The sequence below is a fragment of the Rhizobium sp. P1_B8 genome (assembly GCF_056406515.1).
The window spans coordinates 31,306-49,453 of the sequence record NZ_JBFTZZ010000004.1; the positions used below are offsets into that span (position 1 = coordinate 31,306).

General features: G+C 62.4%; 17 protein-coding genes. 7 read left to right on the forward strand and 10 right to left on the reverse strand.

The genetic code is table 11. The annotated features are described in order from the left end of the window. Positions 1–56 precede the first annotated feature (56 nt). The 3 genes from pyrC (at position 57) to AC1D2N_RS07010 (ending at position 3,198) form a co-directional block, all read left to right on the forward strand. Positions 57–1,103 (forward strand): dihydroorotase, encoded by a 1,047-nt coding sequence (gene pyrC, locus AC1D2N_RS07000; protein WP_130651640.1) that lies wholly within the window; start codon positions 57–59, stop codon positions 1,101–1,103. A gap of 177 nt (positions 1,104–1,280) precedes the next feature. Beyond that, the gene (locus tag AC1D2N_RS07005; RefSeq protein ID WP_028731606.1) at positions 1,281–2,459 is read left to right on the forward strand and encodes a GGDEF domain-containing protein; all 1,179 of its coding nucleotides are present in this window, start codon (positions 1,281–1,283) and stop codon (positions 2,457–2,459) included. A 202-nt stretch (positions 2,460–2,661) separates the two neighbouring features. Then, positions 2,662–3,198 (forward strand): glyoxalase superfamily protein, encoded by a 537-nt coding sequence (locus AC1D2N_RS07010; protein WP_018244593.1) that lies wholly within the window; start codon positions 2,662–2,664, stop codon positions 3,196–3,198. Position 3,199: 1 nt separating this feature from the next. Here AC1D2N_RS07010 and AC1D2N_RS07015 read toward each other — a convergent pair whose 3' ends face one another. The 3 genes from AC1D2N_RS07015 to AC1D2N_RS07025 all read right to left on the reverse strand — a co-directional run bounded on the left by AC1D2N_RS07015 (position 3,200) and on the right by AC1D2N_RS07025 (position 5,249). Continuing rightward, on the reverse strand, positions 3,200–3,841 hold the full coding sequence (locus AC1D2N_RS07015; RefSeq protein WP_018244594.1) for a glutathione S-transferase family protein: 642 nt from the start codon (positions 3,839–3,841) through the stop codon (positions 3,200–3,202). A 98-nt stretch (positions 3,842–3,939) separates the two neighbouring features. Next, positions 3,940–4,437 carry an anthrone oxygenase family protein gene (locus AC1D2N_RS07020; RefSeq protein WP_197728220.1) on the reverse strand — a complete coding sequence of 166 codons (498 nt, stop codon included), beginning with the start codon at positions 4,435–4,437 and terminating at the stop codon, positions 3,940–3,942. Next, positions 4,425–5,249: an NmrA family NAD(P)-binding protein gene (locus AC1D2N_RS07025; protein ID WP_130651642.1), complete on the reverse strand. Its 825-nt coding sequence runs from the start codon at positions 5,247–5,249 to the stop codon at positions 4,425–4,427. The genes AC1D2N_RS07020 and AC1D2N_RS07025 overlap by 13 nt, the downstream gene beginning before the upstream one ends. 101 nt (positions 5,250–5,350) lie before the next feature. Here AC1D2N_RS07025 and AC1D2N_RS07030 point away from each other — a divergent pair, with 101 nt between their 5' ends. The 3 genes from AC1D2N_RS07030 (at position 5,351) to AC1D2N_RS07040 (ending at position 7,758) form a co-directional block, all read left to right on the forward strand. Then, positions 5,351–6,007, forward strand: coding sequence for a TetR/AcrR family transcriptional regulator (locus AC1D2N_RS07030; RefSeq protein ID WP_130651643.1), 657 nt, complete (start codon positions 5,351–5,353; stop codon positions 6,005–6,007). A 72-nt stretch (positions 6,008–6,079) separates the two neighbouring features. After that, a complete protein-coding gene (locus AC1D2N_RS07035; RefSeq protein ID WP_477980997.1) occupies positions 6,080–6,769 on the forward strand; it encodes an orotate phosphoribosyltransferase in 690 nt (229 codons plus the stop codon). 62 nt (positions 6,770–6,831) lie between these two features. Next, entirely contained in the window at positions 6,832–7,758 is a 927-nt protein-coding gene (locus AC1D2N_RS07040; RefSeq protein WP_130651644.1) for a carbohydrate kinase family protein, read from the forward strand. 202 nt (positions 7,759–7,960) lie between these two features. Here the strand turns inward: AC1D2N_RS07040 and pgi are convergent, their stop codons facing one another. Next, a complete protein-coding gene (gene pgi / locus AC1D2N_RS07045; RefSeq protein WP_130651645.1) occupies positions 7,961–9,586 on the reverse strand; it encodes a glucose-6-phosphate isomerase in 1,626 nt (541 codons plus the stop codon). A gap of 179 nt (positions 9,587–9,765) precedes the next feature. Continuing rightward, a complete protein-coding gene (locus tag AC1D2N_RS07050) occupies positions 9,766–11,466 on the reverse strand; it encodes a long-chain fatty acid--CoA ligase (protein ID WP_018447689.1) in 1,701 nt (566 codons plus the stop codon). A 247-nt stretch (positions 11,467–11,713) separates the two neighbouring features. On the opposite strand from AC1D2N_RS07050, the gene AC1D2N_RS07055 reads away from it, so the two are divergent. Further along, positions 11,714–12,106: a PRC-barrel domain-containing protein gene (locus AC1D2N_RS07055; protein ID WP_018244602.1), complete on the forward strand. Its 393-nt coding sequence runs from the start codon at positions 11,714–11,716 to the stop codon at positions 12,104–12,106. A gap of 49 nt (positions 12,107–12,155) precedes the next feature. Here AC1D2N_RS07055 and AC1D2N_RS07060 read toward each other — a convergent pair whose 3' ends face one another. The 5 genes from AC1D2N_RS07060 to AC1D2N_RS07080 all read right to left on the reverse strand — a co-directional run bounded on the left by AC1D2N_RS07060 (position 12,156) and on the right by AC1D2N_RS07080 (position 18,093). Then, positions 12,156–14,609 carry a glycoside hydrolase family 2 protein gene (locus AC1D2N_RS07060; protein ID WP_130651646.1) on the reverse strand — a complete coding sequence of 818 codons (2,454 nt, stop codon included), beginning with the start codon at positions 14,607–14,609 and terminating at the stop codon, positions 12,156–12,158. Positions 14,610–14,697: 88 nt separating this feature from the next. Next, on the reverse strand, positions 14,698–15,093 hold the full coding sequence (locus tag AC1D2N_RS07065) for a VOC family protein (RefSeq protein WP_047617126.1): 396 nt from the start codon (positions 15,091–15,093) through the stop codon (positions 14,698–14,700). Between the two features lie 146 nt (positions 15,094–15,239). After that, positions 15,240–15,989, reverse strand: coding sequence for an ABC transporter permease (locus AC1D2N_RS07070; protein ID WP_047617124.1), 750 nt, complete (start codon positions 15,987–15,989; stop codon positions 15,240–15,242). Next, on the reverse strand, positions 15,986–16,930 hold the full coding sequence (locus AC1D2N_RS07075) for an ABC transporter ATP-binding protein (protein WP_047617122.1): 945 nt from the start codon (positions 16,928–16,930) through the stop codon (positions 15,986–15,988). Before AC1D2N_RS07075 ends, AC1D2N_RS07070 begins: the two co-directional genes overlap by 4 nt. Next, positions 16,927–18,093: an ABC transporter permease gene (locus tag AC1D2N_RS07080; RefSeq protein WP_130651647.1), complete on the reverse strand. Its 1,167-nt coding sequence runs from the start codon at positions 18,091–18,093 to the stop codon at positions 16,927–16,929. Before AC1D2N_RS07080 ends, AC1D2N_RS07075 begins: the two co-directional genes overlap by 4 nt. Positions 18,094–18,148: the final 55 nt, after the last annotated feature.

An 18,148-nucleotide genomic window follows, 5' to 3' on the forward strand; every position in this document is an offset into this window, starting at 1 on the left:
ATGCGACGCGCTTTAGTGTTATCGAGGCCGCAGACGCATCGCTTCGGAGGTCTGCCATGCAATCGATCACCATCCGCCGTCCTGATGACTGGCACCTGCATCTGCGCGATGGCGCCATGCTGGAAGGCGTGATCGCCGATACGAGCCGCACCTTCGCCCGCGCCATCATCATGCCCAATCTCGTGCCGCCCGTCGTCACCACCAGTGACGCCAAGGCCTATCGCGAGCGTATCCTCAAGGCCTTGCCGGACGGCCATCGCTTTCAGCCGCTGATGACGCTTTATCTCACCGAACATACCAGCCGCGATGACGTGGAGGAGGGGAAGAACAGCGGCCTCATCACCGCCGTGAAGCTTTATCCCGCCGGCGCCACGACCAATTCGCATGGCGGCGTGCGCGACATGGAAAAGGCGATGCCGGTGCTGGAGCGCATGGCAAAGATCGGCCTGCCGCTCTGCGTCCATGGCGAGGTGACGACGCCTGATGTCGATATCTTCGATCGCGAGGCCGTCTTCATCGACACCGTGCTCGATCCGCTGCGGCAGCGCCTGCCGGAGCTGAAGGTGACGATGGAGCACGTGACGACATCAGATGGCGTCGATTACATCAAGGCGGCCAAGGGCAATCTCGCCGGCTCGATCACCACCCACCATCTGATCATCAACCGCAACGCCATCCTCGTCGGCGGCATCCGCCCGCATTATTACTGCCTGCCGGTCGCCAAGCGCGAAAACCACCGGCTGGCTCTGCGTGCGGCCGCCGTCAGCGGTGACGCCCGCTTCTTCCTCGGCACGGATTCCGCCCCGCATGTCGATCCGCTGAAAGAATGCGCCTGCGGCTGCGCCGGCATCTATACCTCGGTCAATACGATGAGCTGCCTCGCCCATGTCTTCGAACAGGAGGGCGCCCTGGAGCGGCTCGAAGCCTTCGTGTCGCTGAACGGGCCGGCCTGGTACGGGCTCCAGCCGAACGAGGAGCGCATCACCCTGTCAAGGCAGGCCGAGCCGGTCGTCTTTCCCGCGAGGATTGAAACCGGAGCCGGTCCGGTGACGGTGTTCGATCCGATGTTTCCCCTGCATTGGCAGGTGATGCAGCAGGCGTAAGCTTTCAGAATTCAATTTTAAATAGAATATTCATCTTAAACTTCGGCGCGACGTTAAACGCGTAACATTTGCATTGTGCAGTGCATCATTTGTTAACGGATGCATAAGACATTCCTCGTCGCGGAGCCCATAAGCTGCCAACATCTGGCGCGGCAACAGCTGCGGAGACTGAAAAGCATGACGCTTGACTATAACTCTCTCTTGCTGGCGCTCGGCGTCTCCGCGGCATGCCTTGCCGTCACGCTGATGGGCAGTTGGATTGTCCGCCGGGCGGAAACGGTGCTGCTCACCGCCACCATCGGCCTGGTCCTCGTCGTCAGCGGCATTTTCGTCTACAGCGCCTACGTCAATACGCCGGAGACATGGCTGGGCGTTGCCAATTTCGTGCTGTTTCATGCCGGCTTTGCCACCATATGGGGGGCAGGCAGACAGTTCCTCACCGGCCGCCTGTCTATCCCGGCCATCGCGATCCGCGCGCTTGCCGCGATGGTCTTTTCCATCGTGCCGATGCTATCAGGGTATGACGGCCTGGCCTTCATCGCCGACAATCTCGCTATCGCCCTTTTGCTCTTTGCCACCGCCCGGCAATATTGGCTCGCCCGTGTCGAAGCACCCGCGCCGCTCCTCGGCATTACCGCGCTCTATACGCTGACGGCGATCTCCTTCGTTCTCTGCGCCGCCGTGCTGATCTCCGACGGCAAGCTGGTGCTCGGCAAGGCCCCCAGCAACTGGGCGGAAGATCTCAGCCTCGCTGTCTGCATTGCCGGCATGACCGGGATCGGCGCGCTGTCGTTGGCGCTGCATCAATGGCGGCTCGCTGCCCGCCACCGTCTCGATGCGATCACCGATCCGCTGACCGGCCTGCTCAACCGCCGCGCCCTGTTCGACGAGTACGGCACGCGCCCGATGGGCACGACCACCGCCGTCATCGTCTTCGACATCGACCATTTCAAATCCGTCAACGACCGCTTCGGCCATGCTGCCGGCGATCGCGTGCTCAAGGTCTTCGCCGGCGAACTCGCGGCCAGCTGCCGCACCGGCGACACCGCCGCCCGGCTCGGCGGCGAGGAATTTGCGCTGGTGCTGAAGGAGATCATGCCCGGCCGGGCGGAACTGACGGCCGAGCGCATCCGCCGGGCTTTCGAGGCGCGCGAGATCCATATCGATGACGAAGTGCTGACATGCACGGTCAGCGTCGGCGTCGCGCCCGGCCGCTCGAAGCCGCAGGATTTCGACGCCATGCTGAGTGCCGCCGACAAGGCGCTCTATGTCGCCAAGCGCGCCGGCCGCAACCGTGTCGAGCTTGCCGGCCATCTGCAGGCCGTTCCCGTCGAGGCAGCGCGCACCGCGTCTTGATCGCCGATCGATCCTCTCATACTATCGCCTTCGGCCGGATGCGGCCAGCCGCCCCGCGACGCTCGAGTTTGACGCTCTGGCGTTATGGTGAATGCATCCAGACAACATCCTTCACATCCTTGCCGTTAGGCGATCGATGGCGAACGGGTCAGCAGACGCGGGCACTGATCTTCCTGTTTGCCGTCAACGGAAGGATGACTTCATGCGCGATTTTCGCGATGCCAAGCTCATGGCAAAAACATTGCGGCAGGCCCTGGCCGACCGCGACATTTCGCTCACCCACAGCGAAACGCTCGAAATCGTTGCCCGGCAGTTCGGGCTCGATCAATGGAATATTCTCTCGGCCAAGATAGAGGAGGCGGGCGCCTCCCGCTCGGTCATCGGCATCGAGCCGCCAATGCCGATCTTCCGCATCTTCTCGGTCGAAAAAGCCATGGAATTCTATTGCGGCTTCCTGGGCTTCCGTCTCGATTGGGAGCACCGTTTCGGCGAAAATTTTCCGCTCTATTGCCAGGTTTCGCGTGACGGCATGGCGCTGCACCTGAGCGAACATTCCGGCGACGCCAGCCCCGGCGCCAAGGCATTCGTCCGCGTCGCCAATGTCCAGGCCTATCACGCCGAACTCTCAGGCAAGGACTACCGCTACATGAAGCCCGGTGTCGAGGAAGAGCCGTGGGGGCTGGAGATGACCGTCATCGACCCCTTCAGCAACCGCATCGTCTTCTGCGAGCAGACGTAGTCTAGGGCATCGCGCCGGCATTGGAGTGCGGGTCGATGCTATAGGGATAGACTGGATAATCGGCCCCGATGGCATCTCCAACGCGGTCAGACCAGGCGACGAAGGCGGGATAGGCCGCAAGAGAAAACCCGCAATCCTCGGCCCGGTGGCTATAGGCGTAAACGGCGATATCGGCGATCGTCAGCTCCTGGCCGACAAGAAATGGGCTGTCGGTCAGGCCGCGATCGATGGCGGCGAGGGCGCGGGTTGCGGCTTCGCGCTTGCCCGCAACCATGCTCTGGCTACGCTCCAGCCGTCCCGTCAATGTCCAGAAGCGCAGCGAGCCGATGACCGGCTCGACATGATACTGTTCGAAGAACAGCCATTGCATCACCTTGGCGCGCAGATAGTGGTCTGACGGCAGGAAGCGCGTGTCCTCGGCGAGAAAAGTGAGGATCGCATTGGATTCGGCGATCGGACGCCCGTCGTCGAGTTCGAGGACCGGAATGGCGCCCACCGGATTGAGTTTCAGGAACGCCTCGGTGCGGCTCTCGCCCTCGAAGATCGAGACGATACGACTGCGGTAGGGTATGTCGAGCAGGCCGAGCAAAACCCTGACCTTCCAGCCATTTTGCGACGGCAGATAATCGTGAAGTGTGAACATGGCGGTCCTTTCGCGGCAATCGGCTCATGTTCACACGCCGGCCCCGAACCAACCACCCGATTCCTGACGGGGGCGTCGGATCGTCGGGAAGCAATCATTCAAACGATCATCAGCGCCCGCACGAAGGCGACCGAGGCGAGCAGCGAGGCGATGGTCCGCACATGGTTCCACCATGTCCAGTCCCTGACATAGCTGGTCCAGAGCTGAACCGCTTCCGGCCCATTGCCGACGACCTTCGCCAGTGCATCGTTCATCGGCACGTTGAAGACGATGGTCGAGACGAAAGAGGCAAAGACATAGAGGGCTGCTCCGCCCAGCATCAGAAAAGATGCCCCGCCGCGCCAGTCGATCAGGGCGAGCACGGCGATGACGATGCAGAGGATCGCCGTCGGCACGAAGAGGCCCATGAAGGGCGAGCGGACGATCGTCACGTTGATCGAGTTCATCGCCGCGATGCCTTGCTCTGCCGGAATCCGCGAGAAGGCGGTCATGATGAAGGTCGAGAAGGCGAAGAAGATGCCGGCGACAAGGCCGCTGCCGATCGCCGCCGCCGCGAGGGAGAGGATGAGAATGATCTGCATAGTCAGGCGCTCCATATTCCGGTTGCCGCGGTTTGGCGGGCATATTCGCTGAAATCGGTGGCGGGGCGGCCAAGAATTTCGGTGACGCCGCCCATCACATTGGAATTGCGCCCATCGAGCACCTGGCCGAAGAGCTCCTCCAGAAGATCGATCAGGCCATGCGGCAGGCCGGCAGCCGCAAGCCCGCCGGTGAAATCCGCCATCGAGACCTGCTGATATTCGATCGGCCGCCCAGCGGCCGCGGCGATTTCGCCGACCGCCTGCCGGAAGGTCAGCGCCCGAGGGCCGGTCAACTCGTAGGTCTGGTTGCGGTGGCGCGGGTCGGTCAAGGCGGCGACGGCGGCATCGGCGATGTCGTCGGTATCGATGAAAGGTTCACCGATCTCGCCCGCCGGCAATTGCAGCCGGCCGCCAATGATCTGCTCGACAAAGGCGCCCTCGCTGAAGTTCTGGCAGAACCAGGAGGCGCGCAGGATGGTGGTATCGATGCCGGAAGCGGTCAGCGCCGCTTCGCTGCGCTGCGCGCTCTCTTCGCCGCGGCCGGAGAGCAGTACGATATGCTCAAGGCCGCATTCCACGGCGACCTTGGCGAGCGCTTCGATCGCCTCCGCCGCCCAGGCGACGGCAAGGTCCGGCTGGAAGGCGACATAGGCGCTCGATGCGCCCTGAAGTGCGCCGCGCCAGGTCGACCTGTCCTCCCAGTCGAAGGGACGGGCGCTGGAGCGTGATGCCGCGCGGACGGTCAGGCCGCGCGCTTCCAGACGCCTGATGATGCGGCCGCCGGTCTTTCCCGATCCACCGACGAGGACGATTTCGGACGTCTGCATGTCAAAACTCCTTCCATATTTTGCAAACAAGAGAAACTCTCTCATTTGCAAAATGAGATAATCTCTCTTATTTTGTTTGTCAACGTGGAAAAGGAGAGATCATGTCGGAACAGCCGGTCGCAACGCGCAGGCGCCAGCAGGAGTCTACCGGCCAGCCGCGCCGCATCCCCAGCCAGCAGCGCGGCCGCGAGCGCTTCGAAAAGATCCTCGCGGTTGCCTCGCAGCTGATCGAAAGCCATGGCAGCGACGGTTTGAAGATGAGCGAGATCGTCGAAAAGGCCGGTCTTTCCTTCGGCGCCCTCTACCAATATTTCCCCGACAAGACCTCGATCATCCGCACATTGGCCGAGCGCTTCAACGAGCAGGGCAGGCGGTGCGTCGAAGAGGAACTGGCGAAGGTGACCGACGCTGCGGCCCTGCAGCGCGCGCTCGCCAATATCGCCGATGAATATTATGCCTTCTTCCGCCGTGAGCCCGTCATGCGCGACATCTGGCATGCGACCCATACCGACAAGCTGCTGCAGCAGGTCGATGCCGAGGACATGGAATTTCATGCCCAGGCATTTCTCGCCGTGCTGATCCGTCTATGGCCGGATCGCGACCACAAGGAGCTGTTGGCGATCGCCCGTCTGACGATGCAGCTGCTTGCCGCCGGCGTACGTTATGCCGTTTCGCTGGATGCGGAGGAGGGCGCTCAGGCGATTGCCCTGTTCAAGAAGATGCAGATCGCCGATATCGGCCGTCTGCTGCTGTCATGAGCGCGCCTTTCGTCTGGAAACGTCGGGCTCTTGCTGCTATTCCCGCAAGGATCCAAGCCGAAGGAGAGCCGCATGATCCAGACCACATTTCCCGACCGCGCCGTGATGGCCGAACTGCTGGCCAAGATGCTCTGGGAGATCAAGGCGGTGCATTTCAATGCCGCTCAGCCCTATAAACTCTCCTCCGGCATGGCGAGCCCGGTCTATATCGATTGCCGCAAGCTGCTCTCCTTTCCGCGCATCCGCTCGACGGTGATGGATTTCGCCGCCAGCACCCTGATGCGCGATGCCGGTTTCGAGCAGTTCGATTGCATCGCCGGCGGCGAGACCGCCGGCATCCCCTTCGCCGCCCTGCTGGCAGATCGTCTCGGCCTGCCGATGATCTATGTCCGCAAGCAGCCGAAGGGCCATGGCCGCAATGCCCAGATCGAAGGCAATATGCCGGAAGGCTCGCGCGTGCTCGTCATCGAAGACCTGACGACAGCAGGCGGCAGCATGTTCAAGTTCATCGATGCGGTCCGTGCCGCCGGCGGCGTCGTCGATCATGGCATCGCGCTGTTCTTCTACGGCATATTCGGTGAACAGCGCTTTGCCGACGGCAAGGTCAGGCTGCATCACATCGCCACCTGGCGGAATGTTCTGGCCGTCGCCAAGGAGCAGAAGCTCTTCGACGACAAGACGCTGTCGGAAGTCGAGGCCTTCCTCGATGCGCCGCTGGCCTGGTCGGGAAGGAATGGTGGGGTTAGTGAGCTTTCGCTCTAGCCAGTTGACAAAAGCTCGCTTAATCGGTTGATGAACGTATAGATGCTGTTGGGAGGAATACGATGATTTTGTGCTGCGGCGAAGCCTTGATCGACATGCTGCCGAGGGACACGACGCTGGGCGAAAAGGGCTTCGCGCCCTATGCCGGCGGCGCGATCTTCAACACCGCAATCGCGCTCGGCCGCCTCGGCATCCCCACGGCCTTCTTCACCGGCATCGCCGATGACATGATGGGCGAAATCCTGCTGGAAACGCTGAAGGCGAGCAATGTCGATTACAGCCCATGCGCCATTACGCCGCGTCCCTCGACCATCGCCTTCGTCAAGCTGGTGAACGGCCAGGCGACCTATGCCTTCTACGACGAAGGCACCGCCGGCCGCATGATCACCACGGCCGACCTGCCTGTTCTCGGTGACGATTGCGAGGCGCTGCATTTCGGCGCAATCAGCCTGATCCCGAGCCCTTGCGGCGAAACCTACGAGGCGCTTCTCGACCGCGAAGCCGCTCGCCGGGTCATCTCGCTCGATCCGAATATTCGTCCGGGTTTCATCAAGGACAAGCCGGCGCATATGGCCCGCATCAAGCGCATGGCCGCTAAATCTGACATCGTCAAATTTTCCGACGAGGACCTCGAATGGTTCGGCTTGGAAGGCGACCATGATGCGCTCGCCGCCCACTGGCTGAACCACGGCGCCAAGCTCGTCGTCATCACCAAGGGCGCAGAAGGCGCCTCCGGTTATACCAAGGAGCGCAAGGTGACGGTCCCGAGCGAACGGGTCACCGTCGTCGACACGGTCGGCGCCGGCGATACTTTCGATGCCGGCATCCTGGCGTCGCTGAAGATGGATAATCTGCTCACCAAGGCGCAGGTCGTCTCGCTCGACGAAAAGGCGCTGCGCAACGCCCTGACCCTCGGCGCCAAAGCCGCCGCCGTCACCGTCTCCCGCGCCGGCGCCAACCCGCCCTGGGCACGCGAGATTGGGCTTTAAGGCTTAAGCCCGAGTCTGCCCCTCATCCGCCTGCCGGCACCAACCGGGGTCGAGCCACGTGTCTCGCCCCGTCCTTCGGACCCCCGTAAACGGGGCGAAGGGACAATGCCGCGGCCTCTCGATTCCCATTGACGTCTCGCGTGGCACGTCCCCTCTCCCCGCGCGCGGGAAGAGGGTTAGGTGAGGGGCAAATCTTGAACGGTTACTTCGCAAGCTTCGCCAGCGCCGCAACCAGGCCCTGCGTCGACGAATCATGCGATGCGGCACTCTCCTTGCCTTCGACGACAGGCAGCAGGCCCGTCGCCAGTTCCTTGCCGAGCTCGACGCCCCACTGGTCGAAGGAGTTGATGCGGAAGAGCACGCCTTCGACGAAGACGCGGTGTTCGTAGAGTGCGATCAGGCGGCCGAGTACGTAAGGGGTCAGCTTGTCGTAGACGAAGGTGATCGACGGCCGGTTGCCGGTAAAGACGCGGTGCGGCGCGATGAAATCGGCCTTTTTGTCGTCCATGCCCTTGTCGGTCAGCTGCTTCTTGGCTTCTTCGAAACTGCGTCCCTTCATCAGTGCTTCCGACTGGGCAAGCACGTTGGAGATCAGCAGCTGGTGCTGGTGGCGCAGCTCCGGCTCGAAGGCGTTGGCGGCGATCATGAATTCGGCCGGGATGATGCTCGTGCCCTGATGGATGAGCTGATAGAAGGCGTGCTGGCCGTTGGTGCCGGGCTCGCCCCAGACGACTGGGCCGGAATTGCCTTCGACCGGCGTGCCGTCAATGGTGACGCCCTTGCCGTTCGATTCCATGTCGAGCTGCTGCAGATAGGCCGGGAAGCGCGACAGGCGCTGGTCGTAGGGCAGGATGGCGCGGGTGGGGTAGCCCAGCACATTGCGATGGTAGAAGCCGATCAGGCCGAGCAGCATCGGCAGGTTCTCGGTAATCGGCGCCTTACGGAAATGATTGTCGACGGCATGCGCGCCGTCGAGGAACTTGCCGAAATTCTCCGGGCCGACGGCGATCATCAGCGGCAGGCCGATCGCCGACCAGATCGAGTAGCGGCCGCCGACCCAGTCCCAGAAGCCGAAGACGCGGCCGCTGTCGATGCCGAAGGCGGCGACCTTGTCGAGTGCCGTCGAGACGGCGGCGAAGTGGTGCTGCACGGCGGCTTCGCCGAGCGCCTTGGCGATGAAGTTGCGCGCCGTCTGCGCATTGGTCATCGTCTCGACGGTGGTGAAGGTCTTCGAGGCGACGATGAACAGCGTCGTTTCCGGCTGCACCAGCTTCAGGATGTCGGCGATATGGGCGCCGTCGATATTGGAGACGAAATGCGCGCGCGGACCGTCATGGAAGGGGGCAAGCGCCAGCGTCGCCATGACAGGGCCGAGATCCGAGCCGCCGATGCCGATATTGACGACATCGGTGATCGCCTTGCCGGTGGCGCCCTTCAGCGTGCCGGAGCGGACGTCGTCGGCAAACTTGCCCATGGCGGCAAGCACCGCATTGACGTCGGGCATGACGTCCTTGCCGTCGACCAGAACCGGTGTGTTGGAGCGGTTGCGCAGCGCGGTGTGCAGAACGGCGCGGTCCTCGGTGAAATTGATCGCCTTGCCGGAGAACATTTCCTCGCGCTTCTTCTCGACGCCGCCGTCTTCGGCGAGCTTCACCAAGAGCTTGAGGATGTCGTCATTCACCGCCGTCTTGGAAAAATCCATCAACAGGTCGTCAAGCGAGACGGAAAAGCGCGAAAAGCGCTGCGAATCGGCGGCGAAGGCGGCCCGGATATCGGTCACCTTGGTGGCATCAGCGGTGCTTTTCAGCTGTTCGACGATGGCGTTCATGGGAGGCTCCTTTGGAGGCGGAAAGGTTGCGGAAACTATTCGCTTTATCACCCGCAAATCAAGTTCAGCCACCTGCCGAAATGGAAAAAAGCCACCCGCGGCAAGCGGATGGCCCTTAAGCCTTTCCTGGCCAGCTTCAATCTGACCAGGAAAGGCACTGATTCATCAGAACGTCAAATTCAGCCGCGCAGGTCCTTGCGCAGGATCTTACCGACCGGCGACTTCGGCAGCTCGGTGCGGAACTCGATGAAGCGCGGCCGCTTGTAGTTGGTGAGGTTGGCGATGCAGTGGGCTTTGACCTCCGCTTCCGTCAGGTTCGGATCCTTCCTGACCACGAAGAGTTTTACCGCCTCGCCCGAATGTCCGTCCGGCACGCCAATGGCTGCGGCCTCGAGGATGCCGGCATGCATGGCGGCGACTTCCTCGATCTCGTTGGGATAGACGTTGAAGCCGGAGACGAGGATCATGTCCTTCTTGCGGTCGACGATCTTGGTATAGCCGCGGTCGTCCATGAAGCCCATGTCGCCCGAGCGGAAGTAGCCGTCATCGGTCATCACCCGCGCCGTTTCCTCAGGCTTCTGCCAGTAGCCGGCCATCACCTGCGGTCCGCGAATGCAGATCTCGCCGACGTCGCCGAGCGGCAGCGAATTGCCCGCCTCGTCGCGGATGTCGAGGTCGGTGGAGGGAAGCGGCAGGCCGATCGTGCCGGTGAACTCAGCCGAATCGAAGCGGTTGGCGGTGGCAACCGGCGATGTCTCGGAAAGGCCGTAGCCCTCTGTGACTGCCGTGCCTGTCATCTTCAGCCAGCGGTCGGCGACCGGGCGCTGCACAGCCATGCCGCCGCCGAGCGACATGATCAGCGAGGAGAAGTCGAGCTTGGCGAAATCCGCATTGTTCATCAGCGCATTGAACAGCGTGTTGAGGCCGGGGAAGATATGGACCTTCGACTTTTCGAATTCCTTGACGAGACCGGGAATGTCGCGCGGATTGGCGATCAGGATATTGTGGGCGCCGAGCGACATGCCCATCAGCGAATTCACCGTCAGCGCGAAGATGTGGTAGAGCGGCAGGGCGCAGAGGAAATTCAGCACCTCCGGCTCTTTCTTGCGCTCGAAGGCGGATCGAAGCCAGAGCGAAAGCTGCACCTTGTTGGCGAGCAGGTTCTGATGCGTCAGCACCGCGCCCTTGGCAACGCCCGTCGTGCCGCCGGTATATTGCAGGAAGGCGATGTCGCTGCCTGTCAGCGTGACCGGCTGGAGCTTTTTTCCGGCACCTTCGCGGAGCACCTGGCCGAAGCTCTTGTGCTGAGGGATCGACCAGGAGGGAACGAGCTTCTTCACCTTGCGCACGACGAAATTGACGATCAGCCCCTTCGGCCCGAGCATTTCCCCGAGCGAGGTGACGACGACATGGCGAAGGTCGGTCTTGTTGAGAACCTGCTCCACCGTGCGGGCGAAATTCTCCAGCACGAAGATCGCCTTGGCGCCGGAATCCTTCAACTGGTGTTCGAGTTCGCGCGGCGTATAGAGCGGGTTGACGTTCACGACGACGAGGCCGGCGCGCAGGATGGCATAGGTGGCGATCGGGTTCTGCAGCACGTTCGGCATCATCACGGCGACGCGGTCGCCCTTCTGAAGGCCGGTGCTCTGCAGCCAGGCGGCGACCTTGCGCGTCTGGCTCTCCAGTTCGCGGTAGCGCATCCCCTTGCCCATGCTGGAAAAGGCGGTCCGGTCGGCGTAACGGGCGCAGGATTTTTCCAGCAGTTCGGCAAGCGAGGCATATTCCAGCGGCGGAATCTCTGCCGGAACAATATCGGGATAGGCGGCAAGCCAGGGCTTGTCCGGCCTGGCGCCGTTTGGATGGACGGAAATGCTGTTCATCTGTCTCTCTCCCCTGCGGCCGCCGCGCCGACATCATTCGGCAGATAACCGGAAAGATCCTCCATCTTCCAGTCCGGCAGCTTATGCGATTGCCTGAATGGTTCAAGCCGAATGAAGCTATACTAACCTTGACGTAAACGTCAATATTCCGCCCGCGCACGATCATGGAAAGGATGGGGAACTTTGAGCCCGCCATGACGTTGATCTTGCATACTCACCATGAGGAAACACCAAAAGGAGGTGCACAATGTTGAACCAGGATACTGACGCCACCCGCCGTGACCCGAATGTCAAGGTCACGCACTCGCTGATCGCCAGCGACCGCGTCGAAGGCACCCGTGTCTATGGGCCCGATGGCAGGCATATCGGCTCGATCGAACGGCTGATCATCGGAAAGCTCGACGGCCGTGTCGCCTATGCCGTGTTGAGCTTCGGCGGCTTCCTGGGCATCGGTCACGACCATTATCCGCTTCCCTGGGAAAAGCTGAACTACGACACCCAGCTGGATGGCTATCGCATCGACCTGACCAAGGAGCAGATCGAAGGCGCCCCGAGCTATTCGGACGATGACGACACCTGGTACAACGACAATGGCCGCCGGGTCTATGATTACTACGGCGTGCCGCCTTACTGGATGTAACGTCGTCCGATAGGCCGAGCTGGAAGGGCCCCGCGGATGCGGGGCCTTTTTAGTGTTTGGCGACGAGATCGTTGGCCGATCGGAGCACGGTGCCGATGGTAATGTCATCGGCCCTGATCGTCTTTGCCGTCTTGACCGCAAAGACATGGCTCTCGCCCGGCAGCAGCGTCACCAGCATCGAATCGACAACGGCATCCGGATGCAGCCGATCCGCCATCAGGCAGAGATCCTTGAGGAAGTTTTGCGCCGTCACCTTGACCTCATACCCACCGTCGATCCCGACGACATCGACCGTCAGCCGCGGTGCCGGCAGGGCAAGCTCGATATCCTCGACGAAATAATGGAAGGCCCGCCGGTCGAGCATCTGCACGACGATGAGCTCGTCCTTCGGTAAGCCGGGGGTGACGATATCCTCGGGCAGCGGGAATTCCTTTGCCTCGAAACGATCGCAGAGCAGGCGCCAGAATTCGAATTCGGCCAGCACGGTGCCGTCGAGCGTCACGCGTTTGCCGCTGATCTTCGCCCGCCAGAACAGCGTCCGTTCATTGACGGCCACCGCCGCAAGTCCGCCGCCGCGCGGCTGGATCGTCAGCAGGCGCGGATCATAGGCTGCCTTCAGCGCATACCAGAGCGGCTTGCGGCGTCCGGCCGAATCGAGCGCGGCCCATGAGGTCACCGGCCAGCAATCGTTGAACTGCCAGACCACCGCACCCTTGCAGATATTCCGATGCGAGCGCATGTGTTCGACGCCGAAGCGGATGGCGCGCGCCTGGTTGAGCTGGGTGGCGAAGTGCCAGTCATCCATTGTCCGCGGCTCCGGCAAATGGCCGGACAGGCCGCGGATCAGCTTGTCATTGCCTTGGGTGGCCTTCTGATGGTGGAAGACGCCGTTCGATTGCGGCGTCAGCGGGGCGTCGTGCACGCTTTCTTCGATCGTTGCCCAGGCCGGCGGCGCTTGCCAGCCGAATTCGGAGCAGAAGCGCGGGATATAGTTGCGGTAGACCTCGTAGCCGACATCGTTCCACACGTCCCAGATATGTTTGCAGCCATGGCCGTCGGCATTGGGTTCGATCTCCATCGAGCCGGAATAGGGACTGCCGGGATAATAGGGCCGGTCCGGATCGAGTTCGACGCAGAGTTTCGGCAGCAGGTCGAGATAATAACCGAGGCCCCAGCTTTCGCCCGCCTTGATGATCGGCCGCCAGCCCCATTCGTCGAAGCCCCAGATGTTCTCGTTATTGCCGTTCCAGAGGACCAGCGAGGCATGCGGCATCAGCCGCACGACATTGTCGCGCACCTCCGCCTCGACCTCGTTTCTGAGCGGCTCCTCCTCCGGATAGGCGGCGCAGGCAAAGAGGAAATCCTGCCAGACCAGCATGCCGGCGCGGTCGCAGGCCTCATAGAATTCGTCGGCCTCGAAAATGCCGCCGCCCCAGACGCGCAGCATGTGGATATTGGCGGCCTTTGCCTCCTCGATCCGAGCGGCATAACGCTCAGCCGTCACCCGCGGGGGAAAACAATCGTCCGGAATCCAGTTCGCCCCGCAGATGAAAAGCGGTACGTCGTTGATGACGAAGGTGAAGGCCGAGCCATGGTCGTCGGCCGAGGTGTCGAGCCGCAGTGAGCGGAATCCGAGTTCGCGCTCATGAGCGTCGAGCAGATCGTCGCTCCCGTCGCCGATCAGCCGGAGAGTCAGGGGATAAAGTGGCTGCGCGCCGAGATGGTGCGGCCACCAGAGCTGCGGCGAGGGGAGGTTAAGCTCGAAGGCGATCTCGTCTTCGTCAGCGTCAATCGCCAGCGTTTTGGTTACGCCGCCGATTTCGGCGACAAGCCTCAACGGCGTTGTGCCGCCATGCCGCGCCAACCTGGTATGCACCTTCACCAGCCCGTCACCGCCGGCAAGCGTTGCCGACACCCGTGTTTCGGCAAGCCGCGCCCGATCCCAGCTTTCCAGCCGGACGGGCTTCCAGACGCCGGCCGTCACCAGCGTCGGCCCCCAGTCCCAGCCGAAATTGCAGGCCATCTTGCGCATCAGATTGCCCGGTCCCGGATAGTTGTTGGGACGGTAGCCGTAATGTTCTTCCATCTCCGCACCATAGGCGTAAGCCGAGCGGAAGGTGACGGTGAGTTCGTTCTGGCCAGCCTTCAGCAGCCGGGAAACATCGAAACGATAGGTGCGGTGCATGTTGAAGGTGCGGCCGATCTCTTCGCCGTTGAGGGATATCACCGCGATCGTATCGAGCCCGTCGAAGACGAGCTCCTGCACCCTGCCATCGTCAGGCATCGCCTCGAACGTGCAGCGATAGGTCCAGTCGGTCTTGCCGATCCAGTCACTGCTGATTTCGTTCACGTCGATATAGGGATCGGGGATCAGCCGGTTGGCGATCAGGTCGAGATGCACGCAGCCCGGCACCGTTCCGGGGATTGCGGCGGGCAGTCTGGATCTTCCTGTATCGTTACAGGAGAGCGTCCAGCCGGAATTGAGCTCGGTCTTCTCGATCATGGGCGGGCTCCTAGTTCATGCCGCTCGAAGCTGTGGGATTATCGGGAGATTGGATGTGTGCCGCCGCAATCCGGCTCGGCACGATGCGTCAGAGAAACCGGCCGTGGCGCTGCAGCACCTCGATCTTGTAGCCATCGGGATCGCTGATGAAGAAGAACAGGCCGAAGAGCTTGCCGTCGCGGTTGAGCTCTACCAGTTCACCCGGATTGAGCCCGAGCTTCGACAGCCGCTCCCGCTCGACCGCCACCTCCTCGACCGAGACGGCGAGATGGCCATAGGCATTGCCGAGGTCATAGGGCGCGGTCCGGCCCTTGTTGACGGTCAGTTCCAGCTCGAAGCCGGTCTCGGTATTGCTCATATAGATCAGCGTGAAGGTTTCGAAATCGACGCGGTCGGCCACCGAAAGGCCGAAGGCCCTCTCGTAGAATTCGACGGAGCGCGCCTCATCGAGAACGCGGATCATGGAGTGGATCATCTTCGCCAATTCTGCCTCCCATTGCACTACAGCGCCGCGCGTCTTTTTAGACGCGCAAAGGACGCTGTAGCACTTTGAATTGCTGCATAATTCCTTAAATCGGAATCGATTTAAGGAATTATGCAGTAGTCACGGCAGTCTTGGTACTCGTCCTCCTACGCCGCGCGCAAGCCGATTCTTCGGGTGATCGCCGCTTCGACCATACCCATGGCGTCATAGATCAGCACCGCCATCAGGCCGACGATCAGGCCGCCCTGCAGGATGAAGGCGGTATTGTCGGAAATCAACCCGGCGATGATGACCTCGCCGAGGCCCTTGGCCGCAACCGTCGAGCCGATCGTCGCCGTGCCGATATTGATGACGGTCGCCACCTTCAGCCCTTCGAGGATCAGCGGCAGGGCCAGCGGCAGCTCGACCCGCAGCAGCCGCTGCGTGCCGTTCATGCCCATGCCGTCGGCGGCATCGAGCACCTGCGGCGAAACCTGCTTCAAGCCGGCGACGGTGTTTTCGAAGATCGGCAGCAGGCCGTAGAGAAAGAGCGCAATCAGCGTCGGCATGGCGCCGAAACCGGTGGCGGGAACGGCGAGCGCCAGCACCGCGACCGGCGGAAAGGTCTGCCCGGCATTGGCGATGGCGCGTGACAGCGGCAGGAAGTCAGCACCGCTTTCCCGCGTCACGAAGATGCCGCCGACAACGGCAAGCACGGCGCTGCAGACAATCGATCCGATCACCAGCTGCAGATGCCCGGCGGCCAGCGAGGCAAGGCTGTTCTGCGTATAGACGGCAGGCGCATTGTTGCTGGTCAGCGGCACCAGCAGGAAGGAAAGCCACTCCGTCCTGAACAGCAGGATGAGCAGCAAAGCCAGCGCCGCCAGGCGGAAGAGATTGGCGACGACGAGCTTCATGCCTTGCGGCCCAGTTCGAGAAGCCGCGTCATCGAGATCGAGCCAACCGGCGCCTTTTCGCCGTCCTGCACGGCCGCCTCGTCGACCCCCTGCCAGATCATTTCGGCCAGCGCATCACGCAGGCTGAGCGACTGCGGCAGGGCATAGGCGAGACCGTTCTTCGCCGGCTCCATGCTCTCCTTCAGCGGCAGCAGCGACATCAGCTTCAAGGCCCGGTCGGACGTGCCGGTCAATTGCTGCACGAAGGGATCGGCGGGTTCGGTGAGGATCTTTTCCGGCGTCGAGCATTGCAGCAACCTGCCCTGGCTCATCACCGCGATCTGGTTGCCGAGATGGAAGGCCTCGTCCATGTCGTGGGTGACGAGAATAACCGTCGTACCGAACTGTTTCTGGATCGCCAGCAGGTCGTCCTGCGCCTTGCCGCGGATGACGGGATCGAGCGCGCCGAAGGGTTCGTCCATCAGCAGCAGCTCCGGTTCGGCCGCCAGCGCCCGGGCCACGCCGACGCGCTGCTGCTGGCCGCCGGAGAGCTGGTGCGGATATTTGTCGGCAAAGGTTGCCGGATCGAGGTTGAAAAGCCCGAGCAGTTCTTCGACGCGTTTGGCGATGCGGGCGGAATCCCAATCGAGAAGCTGCGGCACGGTGGCGATATTCTGCGCCACCGTCCGGTGCGGAAACAGGCCGTGCCCCTGGATGGCATAGCCGATCTTGCGGCGAAGCTCCGTCACTGGAACGTCCATGACATTCTGTCCGCCGACGAAGATTTCTCCTTCGGTGATCGGCACCAGTCGGTTGATCATCCGCATCAGCGTCGATTTGCCCGAGCCCGACGTGCCGACGATGACGGTGATCTCACCCTTCTCGACGCTCATCGAGACGTTGTCGACGACGGTGGCCGTGCCGTAGCGCTTGGTGACGTTCCTGATCTCGATCATGGTCATGCGGCGGATCCCCGGATGCTGTCGATGACCGCATCGAGGATGACGGCCGATGAGAAGGCGAAGAAGACGGTCGGCACGGCGCCGAGCAGGACGAGATCCATGGCCGTCTGGCCGAGCCCCTGGAAGATGAAGATGCCGAAGCCGCCGCCGCCGATCAGCGCGGCGATCGTCACCATGCCGATCGCCTGCACCAGTACGATGCGGATGCCGGTGAGGATGACGGGAAAGGCGAGCGGCATGTCGATGCCGGTCAGAATCTGCAAGCGCGTCAGCCCCATGCCGGCCGCGGCATCACGCACCGAGGGGTCGACGCCCTGAAGGCCGACGACGGTGTTGGCGACGATCGGCAGCAGCGAATAGAGCACCAGCGCAATCAAGGCAGGCGCCGTGCCGATGCCGCGGATGCCGATCGCGGCGGCGAGCGGCACATGGGTGGCGAGATAGCCGAGCGGCAGCATCAATAGGCCGAAGAGTGCCAGGCTCGGGATCGTCTGGATGAGGCTCAGCCCCTGCAGCACGATGGCCCGCAGCTTCGGCACCCAGAAGCAGAGGATGCCGAGCGGCAGGCCGAGAACAATGGCGATGGCAAGCGAGCCGAACGCCAGCAGCAGATGCGAGATCGCTTCGGTCTCGAATTGCGGGGCCCGCGTCGAGAATTCCTTCATGATCGAAAGGCTGTCGAGCAGGCCGGAGGAGAGCGAGATGAAGAGCAGCGCCGTATAGGCTGCAAGGGCTGCGACCCGCATCCAGGGCGCCAGCCGGATTTTGACAAGCGCATCGGATATGACGAGCCCGATCACCGCAAACAGCGCCCAGAAGCCGCCGCCGGGCGTCATGCGCGCTACCGTGCTGCCGGGGGGCGTTGCCGCCGTCGAGACGAGGCCGATCGCAACGATCAGCGCCGCAAGGCAGAGTGTGGCGATGACAAGCCGCGCGATCGCATTGGTGAGGAACAGCGTGGCGAAGGCGGTGAGAAGGAGAAGCACGGTCAGGATGACGACGGAAGGCTGGGGAAGAAGCTGCATCAGCAGCATCGGCTTGCCGGCGGCGATGCGGTTTGCCTTCACGTAGATGAAGGGCATCAGTGCAGTCGCCGCGATGCCGCCGGCCACCAGAACCACGCCGAGCCGGTCCAGCCTGCGGACCGCTAAGGTTTCTTCCATCAAATCAACCCTGTCTGGCCAACATCAGCCCAACCCTATCAGCAAAGGGGGCTCC